19 protein-coding genes are annotated in these 20,045 nt (G+C 43.2%); 15 read left to right on the forward strand and 4 right to left on the reverse strand.

Annotated features, from left to right (window positions below; genetic code table 11):
- Positions 1-95 precede the first annotated feature (95 nt).
- Genes rpsF through rpsR form a run of 3 tightly spaced genes read left to right on the forward strand, consistent with a single transcriptional unit; the run spans position 96 to position 1,163 of the window.
- Positions 96-386, forward strand: a complete 291-nt coding sequence (gene rpsF, locus PW220_RS01780; protein WP_024418487.1) for a 30S ribosomal protein S6 — start codon at positions 96-98, stop codon at positions 384-386.
- An 11-nt stretch (positions 387-397) separates the two neighbouring features.
- The gene (locus tag PW220_RS01785; RefSeq protein WP_044754145.1) at positions 398-892 is read left to right on the forward strand and encodes a single-stranded DNA-binding protein; all 495 of its coding nucleotides are present in this window, start codon (positions 398-400) and stop codon (positions 890-892) included.
- A gap of 31 nt (positions 893-923) precedes the next feature.
- Entirely contained in the window at positions 924-1,163 is a 240-nt protein-coding gene (gene rpsR, locus PW220_RS01790) for a 30S ribosomal protein S18 (RefSeq protein WP_002939250.1), read from the forward strand.
- Between the two features lie 208 nt (positions 1,164-1,371).
- On the opposite strand, the gene PW220_RS01795 is transcribed toward rpsR, so the two are convergent.
- Complete coding sequence (locus tag PW220_RS01795; protein ID WP_248054926.1) at positions 1,372-2,028, reverse strand: DUF1129 domain-containing protein; 657 nt, start codon at positions 2,026-2,028, stop codon at positions 1,372-1,374.
- 15 nt (positions 2,029-2,043) lie between these two features.
- Positions 2,044-2,988: a magnesium transporter CorA family protein gene (locus tag PW220_RS01800; RefSeq protein ID WP_105118273.1), complete on the reverse strand. Its 945-nt coding sequence runs from the start codon at positions 2,986-2,988 to the stop codon at positions 2,044-2,046.
- 574 nt (positions 2,989-3,562) lie between these two features.
- On the opposite strand from PW220_RS01800, the gene uvrA reads away from it, so the two are divergent.
- The 5 genes from uvrA (at position 3,563) to nusB (ending at position 9,198) form a co-directional block, all read left to right on the forward strand.
- Entirely contained in the window at positions 3,563-6,391 is a 2,829-nt protein-coding gene (gene uvrA / locus PW220_RS01805; protein ID WP_248054925.1) for an excinuclease ABC subunit UvrA, read from the forward strand.
- Between the two features lie 99 nt (positions 6,392-6,490).
- Positions 6,491-7,552, forward strand: a complete 1,062-nt coding sequence (locus PW220_RS01810; protein ID WP_248054924.1) for a M24 family metallopeptidase — start codon at positions 6,491-6,493, stop codon at positions 7,550-7,552.
- A gap of 260 nt (positions 7,553-7,812) precedes the next feature.
- The gene (efp, locus tag PW220_RS01815) at positions 7,813-8,370 is read left to right on the forward strand and encodes an elongation factor P (RefSeq protein ID WP_029998462.1); all 558 of its coding nucleotides are present in this window, start codon (positions 7,813-7,815) and stop codon (positions 8,368-8,370) included.
- Between the two features lie 26 nt (positions 8,371-8,396).
- Entirely contained in the window at positions 8,397-8,789 is a 393-nt protein-coding gene (locus PW220_RS01820; RefSeq protein ID WP_105118270.1) for an Asp23/Gls24 family envelope stress response protein, read from the forward strand.
- The gene (gene nusB / locus PW220_RS01825; RefSeq protein WP_248054923.1) at positions 8,779-9,198 is read left to right on the forward strand and encodes a transcription antitermination factor NusB; all 420 of its coding nucleotides are present in this window, start codon (positions 8,779-8,781) and stop codon (positions 9,196-9,198) included. Before PW220_RS01820 ends, nusB begins: the two co-directional genes overlap by 11 nt.
- Before the next feature lie 66 nt (positions 9,199-9,264).
- Here nusB and PW220_RS01830 read toward each other — a convergent pair whose 3' ends face one another.
- Entirely contained in the window at positions 9,265-10,230 is a 966-nt protein-coding gene (locus PW220_RS01830) for a LacI family DNA-binding transcriptional regulator (RefSeq protein ID WP_248054922.1), read from the reverse strand.
- Positions 10,211-11,665, reverse strand: coding sequence for a sucrose-6-phosphate hydrolase (locus PW220_RS01835; protein ID WP_248054921.1), 1,455 nt, complete (start codon positions 11,663-11,665; stop codon positions 10,211-10,213). The genes PW220_RS01830 and PW220_RS01835 overlap by 20 nt, the downstream gene beginning before the upstream one ends.
- A 201-nt stretch (positions 11,666-11,866) precedes the next feature.
- Here PW220_RS01835 and PW220_RS01840 point away from each other — a divergent pair, with 201 nt between their 5' ends.
- The 7 genes from PW220_RS01840 to greA all read left to right on the forward strand — a co-directional run bounded on the left by PW220_RS01840 (position 11,867) and on the right by greA (position 19,986).
- Positions 11,867-13,756 (forward strand): sucrose-specific PTS transporter subunit IIBC, encoded by a 1,890-nt coding sequence (locus tag PW220_RS01840; protein ID WP_248054920.1) that lies wholly within the window; start codon positions 11,867-11,869, stop codon positions 13,754-13,756.
- A gap of 193 nt (positions 13,757-13,949) precedes the next feature.
- Positions 13,950-14,831 (forward strand): fructokinase ScrK, encoded by an 882-nt coding sequence (scrK, locus tag PW220_RS01845; protein WP_105118265.1) that lies wholly within the window; start codon positions 13,950-13,952, stop codon positions 14,829-14,831.
- A 171-nt stretch (positions 14,832-15,002) separates the two neighbouring features.
- Complete coding sequence (locus PW220_RS01850; protein ID WP_105118264.1) at positions 15,003-15,668, forward strand: divisome accessory protein ZapJ; 666 nt, start codon at positions 15,003-15,005, stop codon at positions 15,666-15,668.
- Between the two features lies 1 nt (position 15,669).
- Positions 15,670-17,001: a UDP-N-acetylmuramate--L-alanine ligase gene (gene murC / locus PW220_RS01855; RefSeq protein WP_248054919.1), complete on the forward strand. Its 1,332-nt coding sequence runs from the start codon at positions 15,670-15,672 to the stop codon at positions 16,999-17,001.
- 54 nt (positions 17,002-17,055) lie between these two features.
- Positions 17,056-17,538, forward strand: a complete 483-nt coding sequence (locus tag PW220_RS01860; RefSeq protein WP_248054918.1) for a GNAT family N-acetyltransferase — start codon at positions 17,056-17,058, stop codon at positions 17,536-17,538.
- A gap of 74 nt (positions 17,539-17,612) precedes the next feature.
- The gene (mltG, locus tag PW220_RS01865; RefSeq protein ID WP_248054917.1) at positions 17,613-19,418 is read left to right on the forward strand and encodes an endolytic transglycosylase MltG; all 1,806 of its coding nucleotides are present in this window, start codon (positions 17,613-17,615) and stop codon (positions 19,416-19,418) included.
- An 85-nt stretch (positions 19,419-19,503) separates the two neighbouring features.
- Entirely contained in the window at positions 19,504-19,986 is a 483-nt protein-coding gene (gene greA / locus PW220_RS01870) for a transcription elongation factor GreA (RefSeq protein ID WP_248054916.1), read from the forward strand.
- The last annotated feature ends 59 nt before the right edge of the window (positions 19,987-20,045 follow it).

Genomic DNA, 20,045 nt, shown 5'->3' on the forward strand with positions numbered 1-20,045 from the left:
ATTTTCTATATTATGGTATAATTATTTTCTGTGAGTATCCCTCACTTACTCGTGGCTAGACCATGAGTCATTAGACCAAAAGGAGGAACATATCAATGGCTAAATACGAAATTCTTTATATTATTCGTCCAAACATTGAAGAAGAAGCTAAAAACGCTTTGGTAGCACGCTTTGACTCTATCTTGACTGACAACGGTGCAACAATCGTTGAATCAAAAGCATGGGAAAAACGTCGCCTTGCATACGAAATCAAAGATTTCCGCGAAGGTTTGTACCACATCGTTAACGTTGAAGCAAGCAACGATGAAGCTCTTAAAGAGTTTGACCGTTTGTCAAAAATCAACGGCGACATTCTTCGTCACATGATTGTCAAACTTGACGCGTAAGAAGGTAGATTATGATAAATAATGTAGTATTGGTTGGTCGTATGACCCGTGATGCAGAACTTCGTTATACTCCGTCTAACCAGGCTGTTGCGACTTTTACTCTAGCAGTTAACCGCAATTTTAAAAATCAAAACGGTGAGCGTGAAGCGGACTTTATCAACGTAGTCATTTGGCGTCAACAAGCTGAGAATTTGGCGAATTGGGCTAAGAAAGGTGCTCTGATTGGTGTTACTGGTCGTATTCAGACTCGTAGCTATGATAACCAGCAGGGACAACGTGTCTACGTGACTGAGGTGCTTGCGGATAGTTTCCAACTCTTGGAAAGCCGTACTGCTCGTGAAGGTCAAGGTGGTGCTTATTCAGCTGGTAATTCATTTGCCGCTGGGAATGACTATAACTCACCTTATCAAGCACCTGCACAATCTACACCTAACTTCGCTAGAGAAGAAAGTCCATTTGGAGCTAGTAATCCAATGGATATATCAGACGATGACCTACCATTCTAGGTCTGAAATAATAATATAAAGGAGAACACACATGGCTCAACAACGTCGTGGCGGTTTCAAACGCCGTAAAAAAGTTGACTATATCGCAGCTAACAAAATTGAATATGTTGATTACAAAGATACTGAGCTTCTTAGCCGTTTCATTTCTGAACGTGGAAAAATCCTTCCACGCCGTGTAACTGGAACTTCAGCTAAAAACCAACGTAAAGTAACAACAGCTATCAAACGTGCTCGCGTAATGGCATTGCTACCATTCGTAAACGAAGATTAGTAAAAAGACCCTGACGGGTCTTTTTAGCTTGCGCTCTAGAAATGCGAAAAGCGCAATAACAGTATGGGTCATTTTTTCATGAGCTCGGAAATTAGAAGGCGAATTGAGCCCCTGACGGGTCTTTTTCGCTTGCTCTAAGTAGACTGGGGGAAGCCAGTATCCATGGATAAAAACAAGGCGACTGGATAGACCAATCGCCTTTTGTTTATTATTGAACTGGTGACATTGCGTTACGGATATTGTATTTCTTTTTCAAGAGGTAGCGAGCACCAAAAGCTGCAGCTCCAATAAGAATGGTAACAAGTGGAGGCAAGACAGGGTTTAGGCTAGCAGGGATTAGTGCTGCCAAGAGGAAAACAAGTGACCATGCCAGCGTAGCAAGTCCTAGGAAGAGGATTGCTTTTAATAATTTAGGACGTTGGCCAGTTTTGATTTGTTCTCTGTAAACGAAGTGGTACATGAAATACATACCTGCGCCGACACCAAAACCAATGACCAATAGAGTGAACAAGCCGTACTGGGCACCTTGTCCCAATAAGTTCATCAATCCATTGATACCTGCAATAATAGCCAGCATGAAGAGACTAGAATCCAGCCACATCAACCAAGGATTTTCGTTGTATTCAACTTGGTCTTTCTTTTCTTGTTCAGAACCAGTTTTGCTGGCCGCCCATTCACTCGGTGCTCCATAGAGATTGCGAGCTGTTACGCCAGTTTTTTGTTTCTCGATAATAGTCGGCAAGATTTCTTCCAACAGTTCCTTAATTTCGCTATCAGACTTACCATCTTTGATGAGCTGGTTGGTGGCAATGTGGATGAATTCCTGGTTTTTTTTGGTTAATTCTTTAAATTCTGTAAATGACATTGTAATCTCCTAATGTTAGAACCATCTCTTACGAATGAAGTAGAAGGTTAATGATAAGCTGATGGCAAAGGCGAAGAGGATAATCCACCAAAATGCATAGGGAATATCGTTGAAGGGAATAATGTTATCCTTAAAGTTCATACCATAGGCAGAGAAGACCATGGTTGGAATGGACATGACAATGGTCATGAGTGCCAAGGTTTTCATGATGGTATTCTGGTTGTTGGAAATGATTGAGGCAAAGGCGTGGGTCATGGAGTTCAGGATGGAACCATAGATGTCTGCCATCTCAATAGCCTGCTGGGTTTCGACCAGGGTGTCTTCCAACAAATCTTCGTCTTCTTCGTATTTTCGTAATAGGCGAGAAGAAGAAGCCAGCTTTTTGACCAAACGTTCGTTGGTTTTGAGGGAGGCCTTGAAGTAGACGATGGTTTTTTCCAATTCCATGAGAACAATCAATTCTTCGTTACGAGTGGCTTCGTGGAGTTGTTTCTCAATCTCCTCGCTCTTTCTGTCAATGGTCCGTAGGGCAGACAGATAGAGTTGGGCATTGCGGTAGAGGATTTGGAAAACGAAGCGAGATTTCATAAAGGTGAAGAAATTCCGCAAACGACGATGGATAAATTGGTCAAAGAGTGGTAAAGGCTCTAAACAAGTTGTAATAATGGCATCCTCGGTCAAGACAATACCAAGCGGAATGGTGATATAGTAGGTCTTGTTATTTCGCTCCTCAAGAATAGGAACGTCAACCAGGATTAGTGTGTAATCATCTTCGACGGTGATACGAGAAGATTCTTCCGCATCGAGCGGTGCTCGTAGGTCAGCGATGTCAATCTTATAGTGTTCAGCCACTTCCATTGACTCGCTCTGGGAGGGGTTAACCAAATTAATCCAAGCCCCAGGTTCAAAGGTTTGGATTTCTTCTAAATCAGTCATGGTTGATAGAAAAATCTGTTTCATATGACGCCCTCCTTTTGCAATTGTTTCGTTAACGCAACCTCTATTATACCAAAAAATGTGTCGTTACGGAAAGCTTTTATGCAGAATTGTGATATAATATGAAGACATTTAAGGGAGTAGGTTGTACGAACTTTTTCTAATCTCTCATGGTACAGCTAGAGCCTCTTAAGAAAGGAATTGAACACGGGCTAAATGCAGTGTCAAAAAGTACTAGTTTCTTTATGGAATAATTATGGGAACTGGTTTCTACGTCGTAGACATCTGTACTTTCTTCGGTTTTCGACCTGTGAAAGCACTAGTTGTCTTGACGGGGTGCGTCTTCGAAATCACAGATTTCGGGCTTACCGCCTATTTTGACTGTGCGTTTTACGGTCTTTGTATCTTTAGAAAGGATTTGAATGCGTGCTAAAAGCGTCGAGTTTTATACGGTTTCTTGACGTGAGATTTTCAAAACGATATTTTTTGAAAATCGAGCTAATACAAGATATAGAAATTGCCCATAGGCAGTTTCGTCTGATGATGCGGAGCTAGTTGACCGTCACCAGTTATCTTGTGAACGCACTTATATCATGTTATGCAAGAAAATATTGTGATTCATGGGGCGCGTGCCCATAATTTGAAAAATATTGATGTGACCATTCCGCGTGAGAAGTTGGTGGTGGTGACTGGTTTGTCGGGGTCTGGTAAGTCGAGTTTGGCTTTTGATACTCTGTATGCCGAAGGCCAACGTCGCTATGTGGAGTCCTTGTCTGCCTATGCTCGTCAGTTCTTGGGCAACATGGACAAGCCTGATGTGGATTCCATAGAGGGTCTCAGCCCTGCTATTTCCATTGACCAAAAAACCACATCGCGGAATCCGCGTTCGACAGTCGGGACGGCAACGGAAATCAATGACTATCTCCGCCTGCTCTATGCTCGGGTCGGGGTGCCGTACTGTATCAATGGGCATGGGGCGATCGCAGCTTCTTCGGTGGAGCAAATCGTTGATGAAGTTTTGGAATTGCCGGAGCGTCAGCGACTGCAGATTTTAGCACCGATTGTGCGGAAGAAAAAGGGGCAACACAAGACCATTTTTGAGAAAATCCAGAAGGACGGCTATGTTCGGGTACGTGTCAATGGTGATGTCTATGATGTGTCGGAAGTGCCTGAATTGTCCAAGAGCAAGGCGCACAATATTGAAGTCGTAGTCGACCGGATTGTGATCAAAGAGGGCATTCGTTCGCGGCTCTTTGACTCGATTGAAGCGGCCCTGCGGATTGCGGACGGTTATGTCATCATCGATACAATGGATGAGAAGGAACTGCTCTTCTCTGAGTACTATGCCTGCCCAGTTTGTGGTTTTACGGTACCAGAGTTGGAGCCTCGTCTTTTCTCTTTCAATGCGCCTTTTGGGTCTTGTAGCGACTGTGACGGTTTGGGCATGAAGCTGGAAGTGGATACGGATTTGATTGTCCCAGATGCCAGCAAGACCTTGCGTGACGGTGCCTTGGCTCCTTGGAATCCAATTTCATCCAACTACTATCCTCAGATGTTGGAGCAGGCCATGAACCACTTTGGTGTGGATATGGACAAGCCTTTCGAGGAATTGACGGAAGAAGAGAAGAATCTGATTTTCAATGGATCGGACGGCAAAGAATTCCATTTCCATTATGAAAATGAGTTCGGTGGGGTGCGTGATATTGACATTCCCTTTGAAGGCCTAATTACCAATATCAATCGCCGCTACCGTGAAACCAACAGTGACTATACGCGGACGGTTATGAAGGCCTATATGAATGAGTTGACCTGTGGAACCTGCCACGGCTACCGCCTCAATGACCAAGCCCTGTCTGTCAAAGTCGGAGGCGAGCAGGGACTTCATATTGGGCAGTTATCTGACTTGTCTGTAGCGGATCATTTGCAAGTCATTGAAAATCTGACCTTGTCTGAAAATGAAGCCACCATTGCGACGCCCATTGTCAAGGAAATCAAGGATCGCCTGTCCTTCCTAAATAACGTTGGACTAAATTACCTAACCCTTTCACGAGCAGCGGGGACGCTTTCTGGTGGTGAAAGCCAGCGGATTCGTTTGGCGACCCAGATTGGCTCCAACCTATCTGGTGTTCTCTATATTTTGGATGAGCCGTCGATTGGACTGCACCAGCGGGACAATGACCGCCTGATCGCTAGTCTTAAGAAAATGCGGGATTTGGGCAATACCTTGATTGTGGTGGAACATGATGAGGACACCATGCGGGAGGCGGACTGGCTGATTGACATCGGTCCGGGTGCGGGTGTGTTTGGCGGAGAAATCGTGGCCTCTGGGACACCTGCCCAGGTGGCTAAAAATAAAAAATCCATTACAGGCCAGTACCTGTCTGGCAAACGTGAAATTCCTGTACCTCTAGACCGTCGTGTTGGCAATGGTCGATTTCTAGAGGTGACCGGTGCCAAGGAAAACAACCTGCAAGATGTGACGGTTCGTTTCCCGCTCGGAAAATTTGTGGCGGTGACAGGGGTGTCTGGCTCAGGTAAATCAACTCTGGTCAACTCCATTTTGAAAAAAGCCATTGCCCAGAAACTCAATCGTAATTCGGACAAGCCAGGTAAATTCAAGTCTATTTCAGGAATCGAACACTTGGATCGCTTGATTGATATTGACCAAAGTCCGATTGGACGGACACCGCGTTCCAACCCAGCTACCTACACAGGTGTTTTTGACGATATTCGGGACCTCTTTGCCCAGACCAATGAAGCCAAAATCCGTGGCTACAAGAAGGGACGGTTCTCTTTTAACGTCAAAGGTGGTCGTTGTGAAGCCTGCTCTGGTGACGGGATTATCAAGATTGAAATGCACTTCTTGCCCGATGTCTTTGTACCTTGTGAAGTCTGTCATGGCCATCGCTACAACTCGGAAACCTTGGAAGTACACTACAAGGAGAAAAATATCGCCCAAGTCCTTGATATGACGGTCAATGACGCGGTCGAGTTCTTCAAACACATTCCGAAAATTGAGCGCAAACTCCGTACCATTCAAGATGTAGGCTTGGGCTACGTTACTCTAGGTCAGCCAGCGACCACTCTGTCAGGTGGTGAGGCCCAGCGGATGAAGTTGGCATCGGAACTTCACAAGCGGTCAACTGGTAAGTCCCTCTATATCTTGGATGAGCCGACGACAGGTCTTCACACAGAGGACATTGCCCAGTTGCTCAAGGTCTTGGCCCGCTTTGTCGATGACGGCAACACTGTGCTGGTCATCGAGCACAATCTTGATGTGATCAAGACAGCTGACCACATTATCGACATGGGACCAGAAGGCGGTGTCGGCGGTGGTACCGTTGTTGCGACAGGAACGCCAGAAGAAGTGGCTAGCAACCCAGCCAGCTTTACAGGCCAGTATTTGAAAACCAAGTTGAAGTTATAAGTTACAAAAGTCGCTCTAGCGACTTTTTTGTCTGCTTCAACTAATTGGTAAATCCTAGTATTTCTGCTATAATAGTTACAAAATCTTTGGAGGTAGCTTATGCAAGCGCGTGTGGAAAAATTTGAAGCAAAATTAGCCCAATCAGATGTGGATGGGATTTTGGTAACAGGACAGAACAATATCTACTATCTGACAGGTTTTTGGGGAACAGAGGCGACTGTTTTTATCAGTAGCAAACGTCGTTTGTTTGTGACGGACGCACGCTATACCTTAATTGCCAAGGCGACAGTGCAAGGCTTTGATATTATCGACAGCCGTTTTGCTCTTGAAGAAATTGCTAAGGTGATTAAGGAAGATGGACTTGAAACCATTGGTTTTGATAGCGAGGTGACTTATGGTTTCTATCAAAGTCTGACTAGCATTTTTGAGGGCTACCAACTGGTTGCTATGTCCAACTTTATTGAAGACTTGCGTATGATTAAGGACGAGAAAGAAATTGCGACCATTCGTCGTGCATGTCAGATTTCGGATCAGGCTTTTATTGATGTTCTGGACTTTATTAAGCCAGGTCAGACGACTGAGATGGAGGTCAATCATTTCTTAGACCACCGCATGCGTCAACTCGGTGCAGAAGGGGCATCATTTGAGTTTATCGTGGCGTCTGGTTACCGCTCTGCCATGCCCCACGGAAGAGCTTCAGAAAAGCTAATCCAAACTGGTGAAAGCTTGACCTTGGACTTTGGTTGTTACTACCAGCATTATGTCAGCGATATGACGCGAACCATTCATATCGGTCATGTTACTGATCAGGAGCGAGAGATTTACGATGTGGTCTTGCGTGCCAATAAAGCCTTGATTGAGCAGGCCAAAGAGGGTGTGACTTACCGCGAGTTTGATGCGATTCCTCGTGAGATTATCAATGCGGCGGGTTACGGAGCCAACTTCACCCATGGCATCGGTCACGGAATCGGCTTGGATATTCATGAGTATCCATATTTTGGAAAATCTGACGAACCTATCAAGGCAGGAATGGTCTTGACGGATGAGCCTGGTATCTATTTGGATGACAAATACGGAGTCCGTATCGAAGATGATTTGCTAATCACGGAAAATGGTTGTGAAGTCTTGACCATGGCTCCAAAAGAATTAATTGTTCTATAGTTTTCAGTTTATCTTTTATTACGTCGGTTAATGATGAAACTTCGTTTCGATATTTCCAACTTCAAATACTCCACTGGAGTATTTGAACTCGCCTCGCCGCACCTTAGTACAGCCTTCAGCTCGTTGCCTAGTACTAAAAGTAAATTGATAAACTATATGCTAGGAGTATTTTCTAATGTAGCATTAGAAGATTTGAGAAATTTGTCAGTTTGTGGTAAAATAAAACGAATAAATAAATTTTTGAAGAGGTATTCAATACAATGATTGAAGCAAGTAAACTTAGAGCAGGTATGACCTTTGAAGCAGAAGGAAAATTGATTAAGGTTTTGGAAGCTAGCCACCACAAGCCAGGTAAGGGAAACACCATCATGCGTATGAAATTGCGTGATGTGCGTACAGGTTCTACTTTTGATACAACTTACCGTCCAGATGAAAAATTTGAACAAGCTATTATCGAAACGGTTCCAGCACAATATCTTTACCAAATGGATGATACAGCTTTCTTCATGAATACGGAAACCTACGACCAGTATGAAATTCCAGTAGCAACTATCAAAGAAGAATTGCTCTACATCTTGGAAAACTCAGATGTGAAAATCCAGTTCTACGGAACAGAAGTAATCGGTGTGACTGTACCAACAACTGTTGAATTGGTTGTAGCAGAAACCCAACCATCTATCAAAGGTGCTACAGTGACTGGTTCAGGGAAACCAGCTACAATGGAAACAGGTTTGGTGGTAAACGTACCAGACTTTATCGAAGCAGGTCAAAAACTTGTGATTAACACAGCTGAGGGAACTTACGTATCACGCGCTTAATCGTTTCCTCCTAGAAAGGAGAGCTTATGACAACAGAATACCAAGGTGAAATTGTTATTGCACCACGCGTTCTTGAAGTGATTACAGGTATTGCAGCAGCCAAAGTAGAAGGAGTACATTCTCTCCAAAACAAACGTGTTGCAGATACTTGGTCAAAAACATCCTTAAATAAAGGCGTCTATCTTCAAACTGATGAAGAAGGTAAGGTCACAGCAGACATCTATGTTTACCTAGAGTACGGTGTCAATGTTCCAGCTGTGTCTATGGATATTCAACGTGCAGTTAAAACAGCTATTTATAACTACGCAGAAGTTGAAGTGACTGCTGTCAATATTCATGTCAATGGCATTGTTCCAGATAAAACACCAAAACCAGCCTTGAAAGATTTGTTCGGAGAGGATTTCCTCGATGAAGAATAATAGACACGCCCTGCGTAAGTGTGCTTTGCAGGCAATCGTATCACTGGAATTTGGTCAAGAACCTGTACAGGCAGCCCAATTCTCCTATCTTTACGACCAAGAAGAAGAGCATGAAGGTGTTGAAATTCCGCTTTTCCTTCTAAATCTTGTCAATGGTGTGGCAGATTATCGTGAGGATTTGGACAAGGAATTATCTAGCCGACTAAAAGCAGGTTGGACCTTGGACCGATTGACCTTGATTGATAAGAATATCATGCGTTTAGGTCTATTTGAAATCTTGCATTTTGAAGAAACACCAGACCGTGTAGCTGTCAATGAGGCTATCGAACTAGCCAAAGAATTCTCAGATGAATCCTCAGCCAAATTTATCAATGGTGTTTTGAGCAAATTTATAAAAGAAGAAGCCTAAATGGTTTCTTCTTTTATGTTTGACAAACAAAAAACAGTACCTGATTGATGTCAAGTACTGTTCTTTTTATATACTGCCTCCTGCTAGCAGGGATACTGGCAAGATATAATTATGTTTGCTTAATTCCTTACCCTCAATTTTCTCAATCAATAAGTCAACCATTAGTTTTGCAATATCCTCTAGGGGTTGCTTAATCGTTGTCAGTTGAGGATAGTAGTTTTCAATAAAGTGGGTTCCATCATAGCCAATCAGTTTAAGTTCTTGTGGAATGGACAGATTGAGTGAACGTGCCACATTCCAGACCAGCATAGCAGTAGCATCACCTGACACGAAAATACCATCTGGTTGATGTTTTTCAATAATCGTACGGATTTCCATTTCTTTTCTAACGGGGGAGAAATCACTGGAAACGTGGTAGACTATGGCATCTGGAAGGATGGAGAGAAATCCTAATTGCCGGAGCCCGGTTGGTGAGTTGGAATCGTCATTACCAGAAATCATAATAGGTCGCTGGCACCCAGCCTTTTTCAATGTTTTGGCAGCAAGTACACCGCCAGCATGGTTATCAGAAGATACCACTGGGATGGAAGGGGACAGGTTGCGGTCGAAGGCTATGATGGGAGCAGACACTCGATCATAATCCTTGATACCCAAGTTATGACTACCAGAGATAATTCCATCTACCTGGTTGGCTGCCAACATTTCCAGATATTCTCTTTCCTTCTCAGATTCGTGTTGGCTATTGCAAATAATCGTCTTGTAGCCCCGATTGAAGAGCTGGCTTTCTAAATGGCTAATTAACTCGGCATAAAATATGTTGTTGATATTAGGGAAAATCAAGCCAACCAACTTAGCTGACTTTCCTTGCAAACTACGAGCTAAGTTATTGGGCTTGTAGCCTAATTCTCGCATAGCTTCCTCAACCTTGCGGACCGTTTTTTCCGATAAATAGCCTTTTTTATTGATGACACGAGAAACCGTTGTCGGACTAACTCCGGCTAACTGTGCGACATCAGTTAGTTTTGCGACCATAATCTAAATGGTAGTAGGTTCCAGTTGGGTTTCCAGCAGTGATGGCAATACCATTTTGATCTGCATCAGGGAAAACGCGACCAGAAAATACTTTTTCTCCTTTATTGATGAAAATTTCAAAGACAGACTTGTCGATGAAGATATTGGCAGTAAGCGCTCCAGGCTCAATATCACAAGCTCGACTTGTGCCAAAATCAAGAGCAAATGGCTGACCACAATGTTCGCGGTCTAGCGTAATCTGTCCATTTTCTGTATCGACAGTCAAGATTAGACCCTTGTTTTCTTCATTTGCGAAAAGCACAAGTTCATGTTTGCTTCCAGCAGCAAATTCAAGTTCTAATTCATAAACATTGTTGGTTTCTTTTTGGTTTGAAAATGGCTGCGCTTCTTGACGAAGGCTGGTGATAGCTTCGACTGGATACTGGTAAAGTTTGCCGTCCTTGATAGACAATTCTTTGACCAAGGACAAGCAACCTTGATAATCATAAGCATCAGTTGGGTACTCTACATCAGGAAGGGCCAACCAGCTGACTGATAAAGTGCGACCATCAGGAGCGTTGAAGGCCTGGGTTGCATAGCACTCAAAACCATAGTCTAAATTGATAAGTTCACCTGGCTCTACAATGGTTGCTGATTCAGGATCAAAACCTTGACCAATCTTGTACATGTTTGGATAAATATTGCCGTAGTCCAAAACGTCCTTGTCCAAACCTTGAGGGCAATAAAGAAGAATTGGTTGCTCACCGACAAAGGCAATGTTTGGACATTCCATCATGTAGGCAGTCATATCATTAGCAAAATCTAGGTCACCAACCAAGGTCCAGTTGAGGTAGTCATTGTTTTCAGCCTTATAGAGCTTGACAATACCTTTTTTATCTAGATTTTGTCCGCCGACGATGGCGTAATATTGTCCCTTGTAGTTGAAGATTTGCGGATCACGGAAGTGGTCGGTTGTATCTTCTGGTTGGTCAATCAAAATCTTATCAATCTTTTCAATCTGACCATCCTTGTCCATTAAGGCACCGATTTGGTAAGGATGGCGAACCCAGTTTTCATCGCGGACATTTCCTGTATAGAAGAGGAAGAGCTTGTCACCGAATTCCATAGCAGAACCAGAGTAGGCACCGTGGCTATCCAGTGGTGTATCCGGATAAACAACTGTTCCCGTTTCTTCAAAGTGAACCAAATCTGTTGACTCTGTATGTACCCATGATTTTAATCCGTGTGCAGCACCAAATGGGAAGTATTGGTAAAAGAGGGTCCATTTTCCATTAAAATATGAAAATCCATTCGGGTCATTCAAAAGACCGTGTGGTGTTTCAATGTGGAAGTTGGTTCTCCAAGGGGAACTCTCCGTATTCTTTTTGATTTTTTCAATGTATTCTGGCGTCCAGTCAGCATAAGCTCTGTAACGTTCTTCAGTAGTAAAGGCCATACTATCTCCAATTTTATCTAATATTTCAATTAATATAGTAAACGTTTTCTTGTGAAAAATCAAGCTTTTACTGTGATTCTTGGAATATTTTTAAAAAATTCTGCAAAACGTTTGACATATTTTGTAAAAGTGATATAATTAAACCATCGAAAGCGTGAAAACACTTTCAATAAAGAAAAAATATAAGGAGATTTTTGCAAGATGAACAATACTGAAATTGCAAAAAAAGTCATTGACGCCCTTGGCGGACGTGAGAACGTACGTAGTGTTGCCCACTGTGCGACTCGCCTTCGTGTCATGGTTGTTGATGAAGGAAAAATCGACAAGGATACAGTCGAAAATATCGAAAAAGTACAAGGTGCTTTCTTCAACTCTGGTCAATACCAAATCATCTTTGGTACTGGTACAGTTAACAAAATCTACGATGAAGTTGTTGCCCTTGGTTTGCCAACTGCTACAACTGGTGAGCAAAAAGCAGAAGCAGCAGCTCAAGGGAATGCTTTCCAACGTGCCATCCGTACTTTCGGTGACGTATTCGTTCCAATCATCCCTGCTATCGTAGCAACTGGTCTTTTCATGGGTCTTCGTGGTCTTCTTGGAGCGCTTGGTTACACACTTCCTGAAGATTTGAACGTTTACTCACAAATCTTGACAGATACAGCCTTCATCGTATTACCAGCCTTGGTAGTATGGTCAACATTCCGCGTATTTGGTGGGAACCAAACAATCGGTATTGTACTTGGTATGATGCTTATTGCTGGTCAATTACCAAATGCTTGGGTTGTAGCATCAGGTGGCGATGTGAAACCAACTATTTTCTTTGGTTTCATCCCAGTTGTAGGTTTGCAAGGTTCAGTATTGCCAGCCTTCATCATTGGTTTGATTGGTGCTAAATTTGAGAAAGCAGTCCGCAAGGTGGTTCCAGAAGTTCTTGATCTCTTGGTAACACCATTCATTACCTTGTTTGTTATGTCAATCCTTGGTCTCTTTGTGATTGGTCCAGTCTTCCACGTGGTTGAAAACTACATCTTGGCTGGTACACAAGCTATTTTGAACTTGCCAATGGGTCTTGGTGGTCTCCTTATCGGTGGTGTTCACCAAGTTATCGTTGTATCAGGTGTTCACCATATCTTCAACTTCTTGGAAGCTCAATTGGTAGCAAACACTGGTGCTAACCCATTCAACGCTATCATCACTGCAGCTATGACAGCACAAGGTGCTGCTACAGTAGCGGTTGGTGTTAAAACGAAGAATCCTAAATTGAAAGCTCTTGCTTTCCCAGCAGCTCTTTCTGCCTTCCTTGGTATTACTGAGCCAGCTATCTTCGGTGTTAACTTGCGTTTCCGTAAGCCATTCCTTCTTTCATTGATTGCTGGTGCTATCGGCGGTGCTTTCGCATCAATCCTTGGTCTTGCTGGTACAGGTATGGGTGTTACAATCATCCCAGGTATGACTTTGTACGCAGGTAACGGACAATTCTTCCAATATATCCTTATGGTAGCAGTATCATTTGCACTTGGTTTCGCTTTGACTTACTTCTTCGGTTATGAAGATGAGGAGAAAGACGTAAAAAAGCCTAATGCTTCAGCACAAGAAACAGCAAAAACGCTTGAAGAAGCAGAGACAGGACTTGTAGCTGAAGAAACTCTTGTATCTCCACTTTCAGGTGACGTAGTTGCCCTTGAAAATGTTAATGACCCAGTCTTCTCTTCTGGAGCTATGGGTAAAGGTTTGGCAGTTAAACCAACTGAAGGTGTTGTTTACGCACCAGCAGATGCAGAAGTAACAATCGCTTTTGAAACAGGTCATGCCTATGGTTTGAAAACAGCTTCAGGTGCAGAAATCTTGATCCACATCGGTATTGATACAGTATCCATGAACGGTAACGGATTTGAGAAATTGGTTGCAGCTGGCGACAAGGTGAAAGCTGGTACGCCACTTGCTAAATTCGATGCGGCGAAAATTGCTGAAGCTGGTCTTGATGATACAACTATGATCATCGTGACAAACACTCCTGACTTTACAGAAGTTTCACCACTTGCTGAGGGACCAATCGCTCATGGTGCAGACTTCTTGAAAGTTGCAAAATAATTCTAGACCTCCTCTTTGCTTTCATTACTTCGTTAACTCGCCTTGCCTAACTTCAGTTATGCCTGCGGCTCGTTGCCTAGTACTGAAAGTAAGATGAAAGCCTAGAAATAATATATCTAGGAAAAAGGCGGTAAGCCTTTTTCTTCTATTTCTATCTATGGTATAATGAAAAAAACAAAAAGGGAGAAAATTCATGACAAAATTATACGGAAGCCTTGAAGCTGGTGGAACGAAGTTTGTTTGTGCGGTTGGTGATGAGAATTTCCAAGTAATTGAAAAAACACAATTTCCAACGACAACGCCTTATGAAACTATTGAACGTACAGTTGAATTTTTCAAGCGTTATGAAGACCGTTTGGCAGGTATTGCCATTGGTTCATTTGGTCCGATTGATATTGATCAAAATTCACAGACCTATGGCTATATTACCTCTACTCCAAAACCACACTGGTCAAACATTGACTTGCTTGGTTTGATTGCCAAGGAATTCAATATTCCGTTCTATTTCACGACAGATGTTAACTCATCTGCCTATGGTGAAACCTTGGTTCGTAAAGGTGTTAAGAGCTTGGTTTATTACACCATCGGCACAGGTATCGGTGCTGGTGCTATCCAAAACGGTGAGTTTATCGGTGGTTTGGGCCATACGGAAGCAGGTCATACCTATGTTGCTCTCCATCCATATGATGTCAAGCACGAGTTCAACGGCGTATGTCCCTTCCACAATGGCTGTTTGGAAGGCTTGGCTGCAGGTCCTTCACTTGAGGGCCGTACTGGCATCCGTGGAGAATTGATCGAACTTAACTCAGATGTCTGGGATGTTCAAGCCTACTACATTGCTCAAGCAGCTGTTCAAGCAACTCTGCTATACCGTCCACAAGTCATTGTATTTGGCGGTGGGGTTATGGCCCAAGAACATATGCTCAATCGTGTACGTGAGAAATTTGTCGGCCTCATGAATGATTACCTTCCAACACCAGATGTCAAAGAGTACATTGTAACCCCTGCAGTTGCTGAAAATGGTTCAGCAACACTTGGAAACTTTGCCTTGGCCAAACAAGTATCTGAAAAATAATGAAAAATCCGACTTGTTCGGATTTTTTTGTGGCAAAAAAGCTGGTGCGAAAGGACGTAAGGGAGAGGCACTTTTAAATACGAAGCAGGGAATAGGATTCCTATCATCCAGCATAGAATTAGGCAAATACTGCTCAAGTATGGTATAATAGAGTTTCGAAAGGACTAACTTATGATTAGAAAAGAGAAAAGATTTCCGCTAGTAGCTGATAATGAAGTGCTAGTTGGAGTAAATCCAATTATGAGTTTATATGATGAAAGCGACTTGATTAGTAATATCAAGGGGCCCTATCAAGAAAAAGACTTTGCCTGGGAACCAAGCAGCCAGCCTAAGCAAGGCTCGACAAGTGGTCGAGGAGAGCTGGATGATGATCTCCTGCCTCCGCTTTTTGAGGCCAAATCAAGTCATTATTCGCGGAGAGAGCGTTTGCAACAATATCCCCAAGCCAAACCTACTCAGGTTAAGACTCAGGGTCAACTAGCGCGTGAGACTGCTCGTGAAGATTTGAAGAAGAAACGGTCCGCAACTTACCTGAGAGATGAAAAACCAACACCGGCCAAGGTTTTTGTCAAGTCAGCAGCCAGTCCTGCACCTGAGGTAAAAGTAGACACCTTGTCTCATCTGGCAGATAAGCTCCGTCAAACAGACTATATCTTGGCAGATATTCCTGCGGTTTATTCCTTGAAAAAGGAGGATAGAGACCAAGAGCAGCCGATTATCAAAAATTCCTATGACTTTTTGAAGAAAAGTCAGGTTTACAACTATCCTGAGCGTCAGCAACAGAGAGAGCGTCGCATTGCCCAGGAATTGAATTTAACAACTATAGAAGAGGACTAGTATGACAAAAACCTATCATTTTATCGGGATTAAAGGATCAGGCATGAGTGCCTTGGCACTGATGTTGCACCAAATGGGCTATAAGGTTCAGGGAAGTGATGTAGAGAAATACTACTTCACCCAACGTGGCTTGGAACAAGCTGGTATTGAGATTCTGCCCTTCGATGAGAAAAATATTACGGCTGATGTGGAATTGATTGCAGGGAATGCCTTTCGTCCAGATAATAATGTGGAGATTGCATTTGCTGATGCACAAGGCTTTAGCTACAAACGCTACCATGAGTTCTTGGGTGAATTCATGAAAGGTTTTACTAGCCTTGGTGTAGCAGGAGCTCATGGTAAGACATCAACGACAGGTCTTTTGGCTCATGTGATGCGCAATATCACAGACACCTCTTTCTTGATTGGGGATGGAACAGGTCGTGGCTCAGCCAATGCCCAGTATTTTGTCTTTGAGTCTGATGAGTATGAGCGCCATTTTGCTCCTTATTATCCTGAGTACAGCATTATCACCAACATTGACTTTGATCACCCAGATTATTTTACTAGCCTAGAAGATGTTTTTAACGCCTTTAACGATTATGCTAAACAAGTTAAAAAAGGCCTCTTCGTCTATGGTGAAGACGAGCAGTTGCGTCGTATTACGGCCAATGCCCCAATCTACTACTACGGAACAGGGCCAGACAATGACTTTGTTGCCTATGATTTGAAGCCGTCGACGACTGGTTCACAGTTCAAGGTCCGTCACAAAGAACAAGAATTGGGTGAATTCCAAATTCCAACCTTTGGTAAGCACAATGTCATGAATGCAACAGCAGTTATTGCCAATCTTCACATAGCTGGTTTTGATTTGAGCTTGGTTGCAGAGCACTTGAAGACCTTTGCAGGTGTCAAACGCCGCTTTACAGAGAAGGTTGTCAACGATACAGTCATCATTGACGACTTTGCCCACCATCCAACAGAAATCATTGCGACTATCGACGCGGCTCGTCAGAAGTATCCAAGCAAAGAGTTGGTAGCTATTTTCCAACCTCACACCTTTACACGGACCATTGCCCTTTTGGATGAATTTGCAGATGCTTTGAATGGAGCTGATGCTGTTTACTTGGCACAGATTTATGGTTCGGCGCGTGAAACGGATAATGGTCAGGTCAAGGTAGAAGATCTGGCAGCTAAAATCAATAAAAAAGGTGGTCTGGTCACTGTGGAAAATACCTCACCGCTTTTGGATCATGACAATGCAGTCTATGTATTTATGGGGGCTGGAGATATTCAGTCTTACGAGTATTCTTTTGAAAGATTGCTTTCCAGCTTGACAAATAATGTTCAATAAGAAGAAAGACGGAGGCCTCTGGCCCCTGTTTTTCCGCTATTTAGGGGGATGTTTATGGAGATTCGTTTTGCTCGATTATCGGATCTAGACCAGGTTTTTGAACTTGAAACTGCTAATTTTTCCAAAGAAGAACGGATTTCGGAGCAGGTTCTGGCAACCTTTTTAAGAGAGGTACCGCAGACTTGCTTGGTCATGGAAGAAGAGGGCCAATTAGCAGGCTTTATCCTGGCCAGTCCATGGGCCTCTGCCACAGTTACAGATGAAATTTTCTATCTGGAGTCTGGTCAGTTGCCGACAGGTCAGCACCTGGCGATAGCCAGCCTATCAGTAGCTCCCAACTATCAAGGCCAGGGGATAGGGACCCTCTTGCTTGCAGGTCTAAAAGAAGTAGCTGTCCAAGGAAACTATCAAGGGATTGCCCTGACCTGTAAGGAGAGCCTTATCAAATATTACCAAATCAATCAATTTGAGGACCAGGGACCTTCACAATCTCAATTTGGAGGAAAAACCTGGTATGATATGTATTGGAAAGCTTGATATAAAGGGAATTTCTTGCATTTCCTAGGCCTTTGAGATATAATGTATAGTAACTGTGTGAAAGGAGCGATAGCGTGACAAAGGATACGAATGAAAATAACACGCAGTCTTCAAGTTTTCGCGATCAGATTTTGCGGGATTTGGAAGAATTGAAATTAAAACGTTTGGCAGACCAGGCCATCAAAGGTCAGACGGAACAACCAAACCAAGTGAAGGTTGACCAGCAAATAGAATTCCCTGCTGAACCAGTTAGCCAAAGTGAAACCATTCCAGTTGGAGAAATGACTTATCCGGAGACCTATTTGGCAGAGGAAGGTCAAGAAAATCTTGAAGAAGAGGTTGAGGAAATCATTCCATCAGAGCCTGTTGTTGAGACGGAAGACCTTGTTGTCGAGAAGGAAGAAGTACCAACTTCTGCTCCAGTGACCCAAGATACGGTCGAACGCAATCTGGAAGAGTTGAGAAGATTGGTTGCGGCGAATACCACTGGTTTTGAAAATGAACCATCACCAGTTGCAACTCCAGAAGCAGAAGTTGAACCCAGCTTAGAAGAGACATTTGTTGATTTTCCAGTAGAAGATGTTTCAGCAGTGACAGGTGATACAGAAATCATCTCCCTAGAAGATACCCTTCTAGCTTCAAAGATCAATGATGAAGCGCCTGCGGAAGAGTCAGCTCAGCCAGTAGTTGCAGCAGCCTTGCCATCTAGGAAGAATCTATCGAATAAGAGCAGTCTTCAACGCCGCAAGAAACAAGACAAGGCAGCCAAGCGTATCGTATCGGTAATCATGTCCTTGATTCTAGTAGTGGTAGTTGTGACTGGAATCGCAGGTTATATGTGGATCAAATCCAGCTTAGAGCCTGTGAATGCAAAAGCAACTGAAGCTGTACAGGTTGAAATTCCAGAAGGTTCTTCTACATTAGAAATCGGTAAGATCTTGGTAGACAACCGGCTGGTGAAGAATGCAACGGTCTTTAATTACTATTCAAAAATCAAGAGCTATAATAACTTCCAAAGCGGTTACTACAATTTGAAGCAAAGCATGTCGGTTGACGATATTGCAAAAGCCCTACAAGAAAGTGGGACTCCGACTCCTCAGAAAGAGCCGGCAGGTAAAATCTTGATCGTCGAAGGCTACACACTGACTCAAATCTCACAGGCTATTACCAATAATACCAAGACAGAAGATAAGAACGATAAGACACCATTCACATCAGAAGAGTTTATGGCGACAGTGACCAACCCAGATTTCATCAATCGGATGGTAGCTGCCTACCCACAACTTTTTGCTAGCCTCCCAGCAGCAGATAGCGGTGTGCTTTATCAATTGGAAGGCTACCTCTTCCCGGCTGTCTACGAGTATGCTGATGATACGACCGTCGAAGAGCTAGTTGAGCAGATGATTGCAGCTATGGATAACCGTCTGCAACCTTACTATGAAACGATTGCAGCCAAGAACTTTACTGTCAACGAAGTCTTGACATTGGCTTCATTGGTTGAAAAAGAAGGCTCTACAGATGAAGACCGTCGTAATATAGCAAGCGTCTTTATTAACCGCCTCAATGCAGGGATGCCTCTTCAGTCCAATATTGCTATACTCTACGCAGAAGGCAAACTAGGACAGGAAACAACCCTTGCTGAAGACGCAGCAATTGACACCTCTATCGAATCTCCATATAATATCTATTGGACCCCAGGTTTGATGCCTGGACCAGTGGACAGCCCAAGCGTATCAGCGATTGAGGCCGTGCTGAATGCCAATAAAACGGACTACCTATACTTTGTAGCGGATGTTACAACTGGTACTGTTTATTTTGCACAAACACAAGAAGAGCATGATCAGAACGTTGCCCAATACGTCAATGCCCATCTAGAATAACTTAGTAAATGTATTACAAAATTATGTGGATCTCCACATAATTTTGTTTTCATGAAAAATAAAGACAAAAGAAAAGGAAATGAAAATGGCAGAAAAAACTTATCCAATGACCTTGGATGAAAAAGAAAAATTAGAAAAAGAATTGGAAGAGCTAAAGCTTGTCCGTCGTCCAGAAATTGTAGAGCGTATTAAAATCGCTCGTTCCTATGGGGACCTCTCAGAAAACTCTGAGTATGAGGCAGCCAAGGACGAGCAGGCTTTCGTAGAAGGTCAAATTAAGATTATCGAAACAAAGATTCGCTATGCTGAGATTGTCAACAGCGACGCAGTAGCAGCAGACGAGGTAGCTATCGGTAAGACTGTTACGGTTCAAGAAATTGGTGAAACAGAAGAGGAAGTTTACCACATCGTTGGTGCTGCAGGCGCAGATGCCTTTGCCAACAAGATCTCTAATGAAAGCCCAATCGGTCATGCCTTGATCGGTAAGAAAACAGGAGATGTTACAGTGATTGAAACACCTGCTGGAAGCTATGAAGTGAAAATCTTGAAGGTTGAAAAAACCAAATAGTGTGGAGAGGGTCATCAGGACTCTCTTTTTTTCTATAATCGGCTCGATCGGCTCTTCAG

The sequence above is a fragment of the Streptococcus sp. 29892 genome (assembly GCF_032594935.1).
GTDB lineage: Bacteria > Bacillota > Bacilli > Lactobacillales > Streptococcaceae > Streptococcus > Streptococcus hyiners.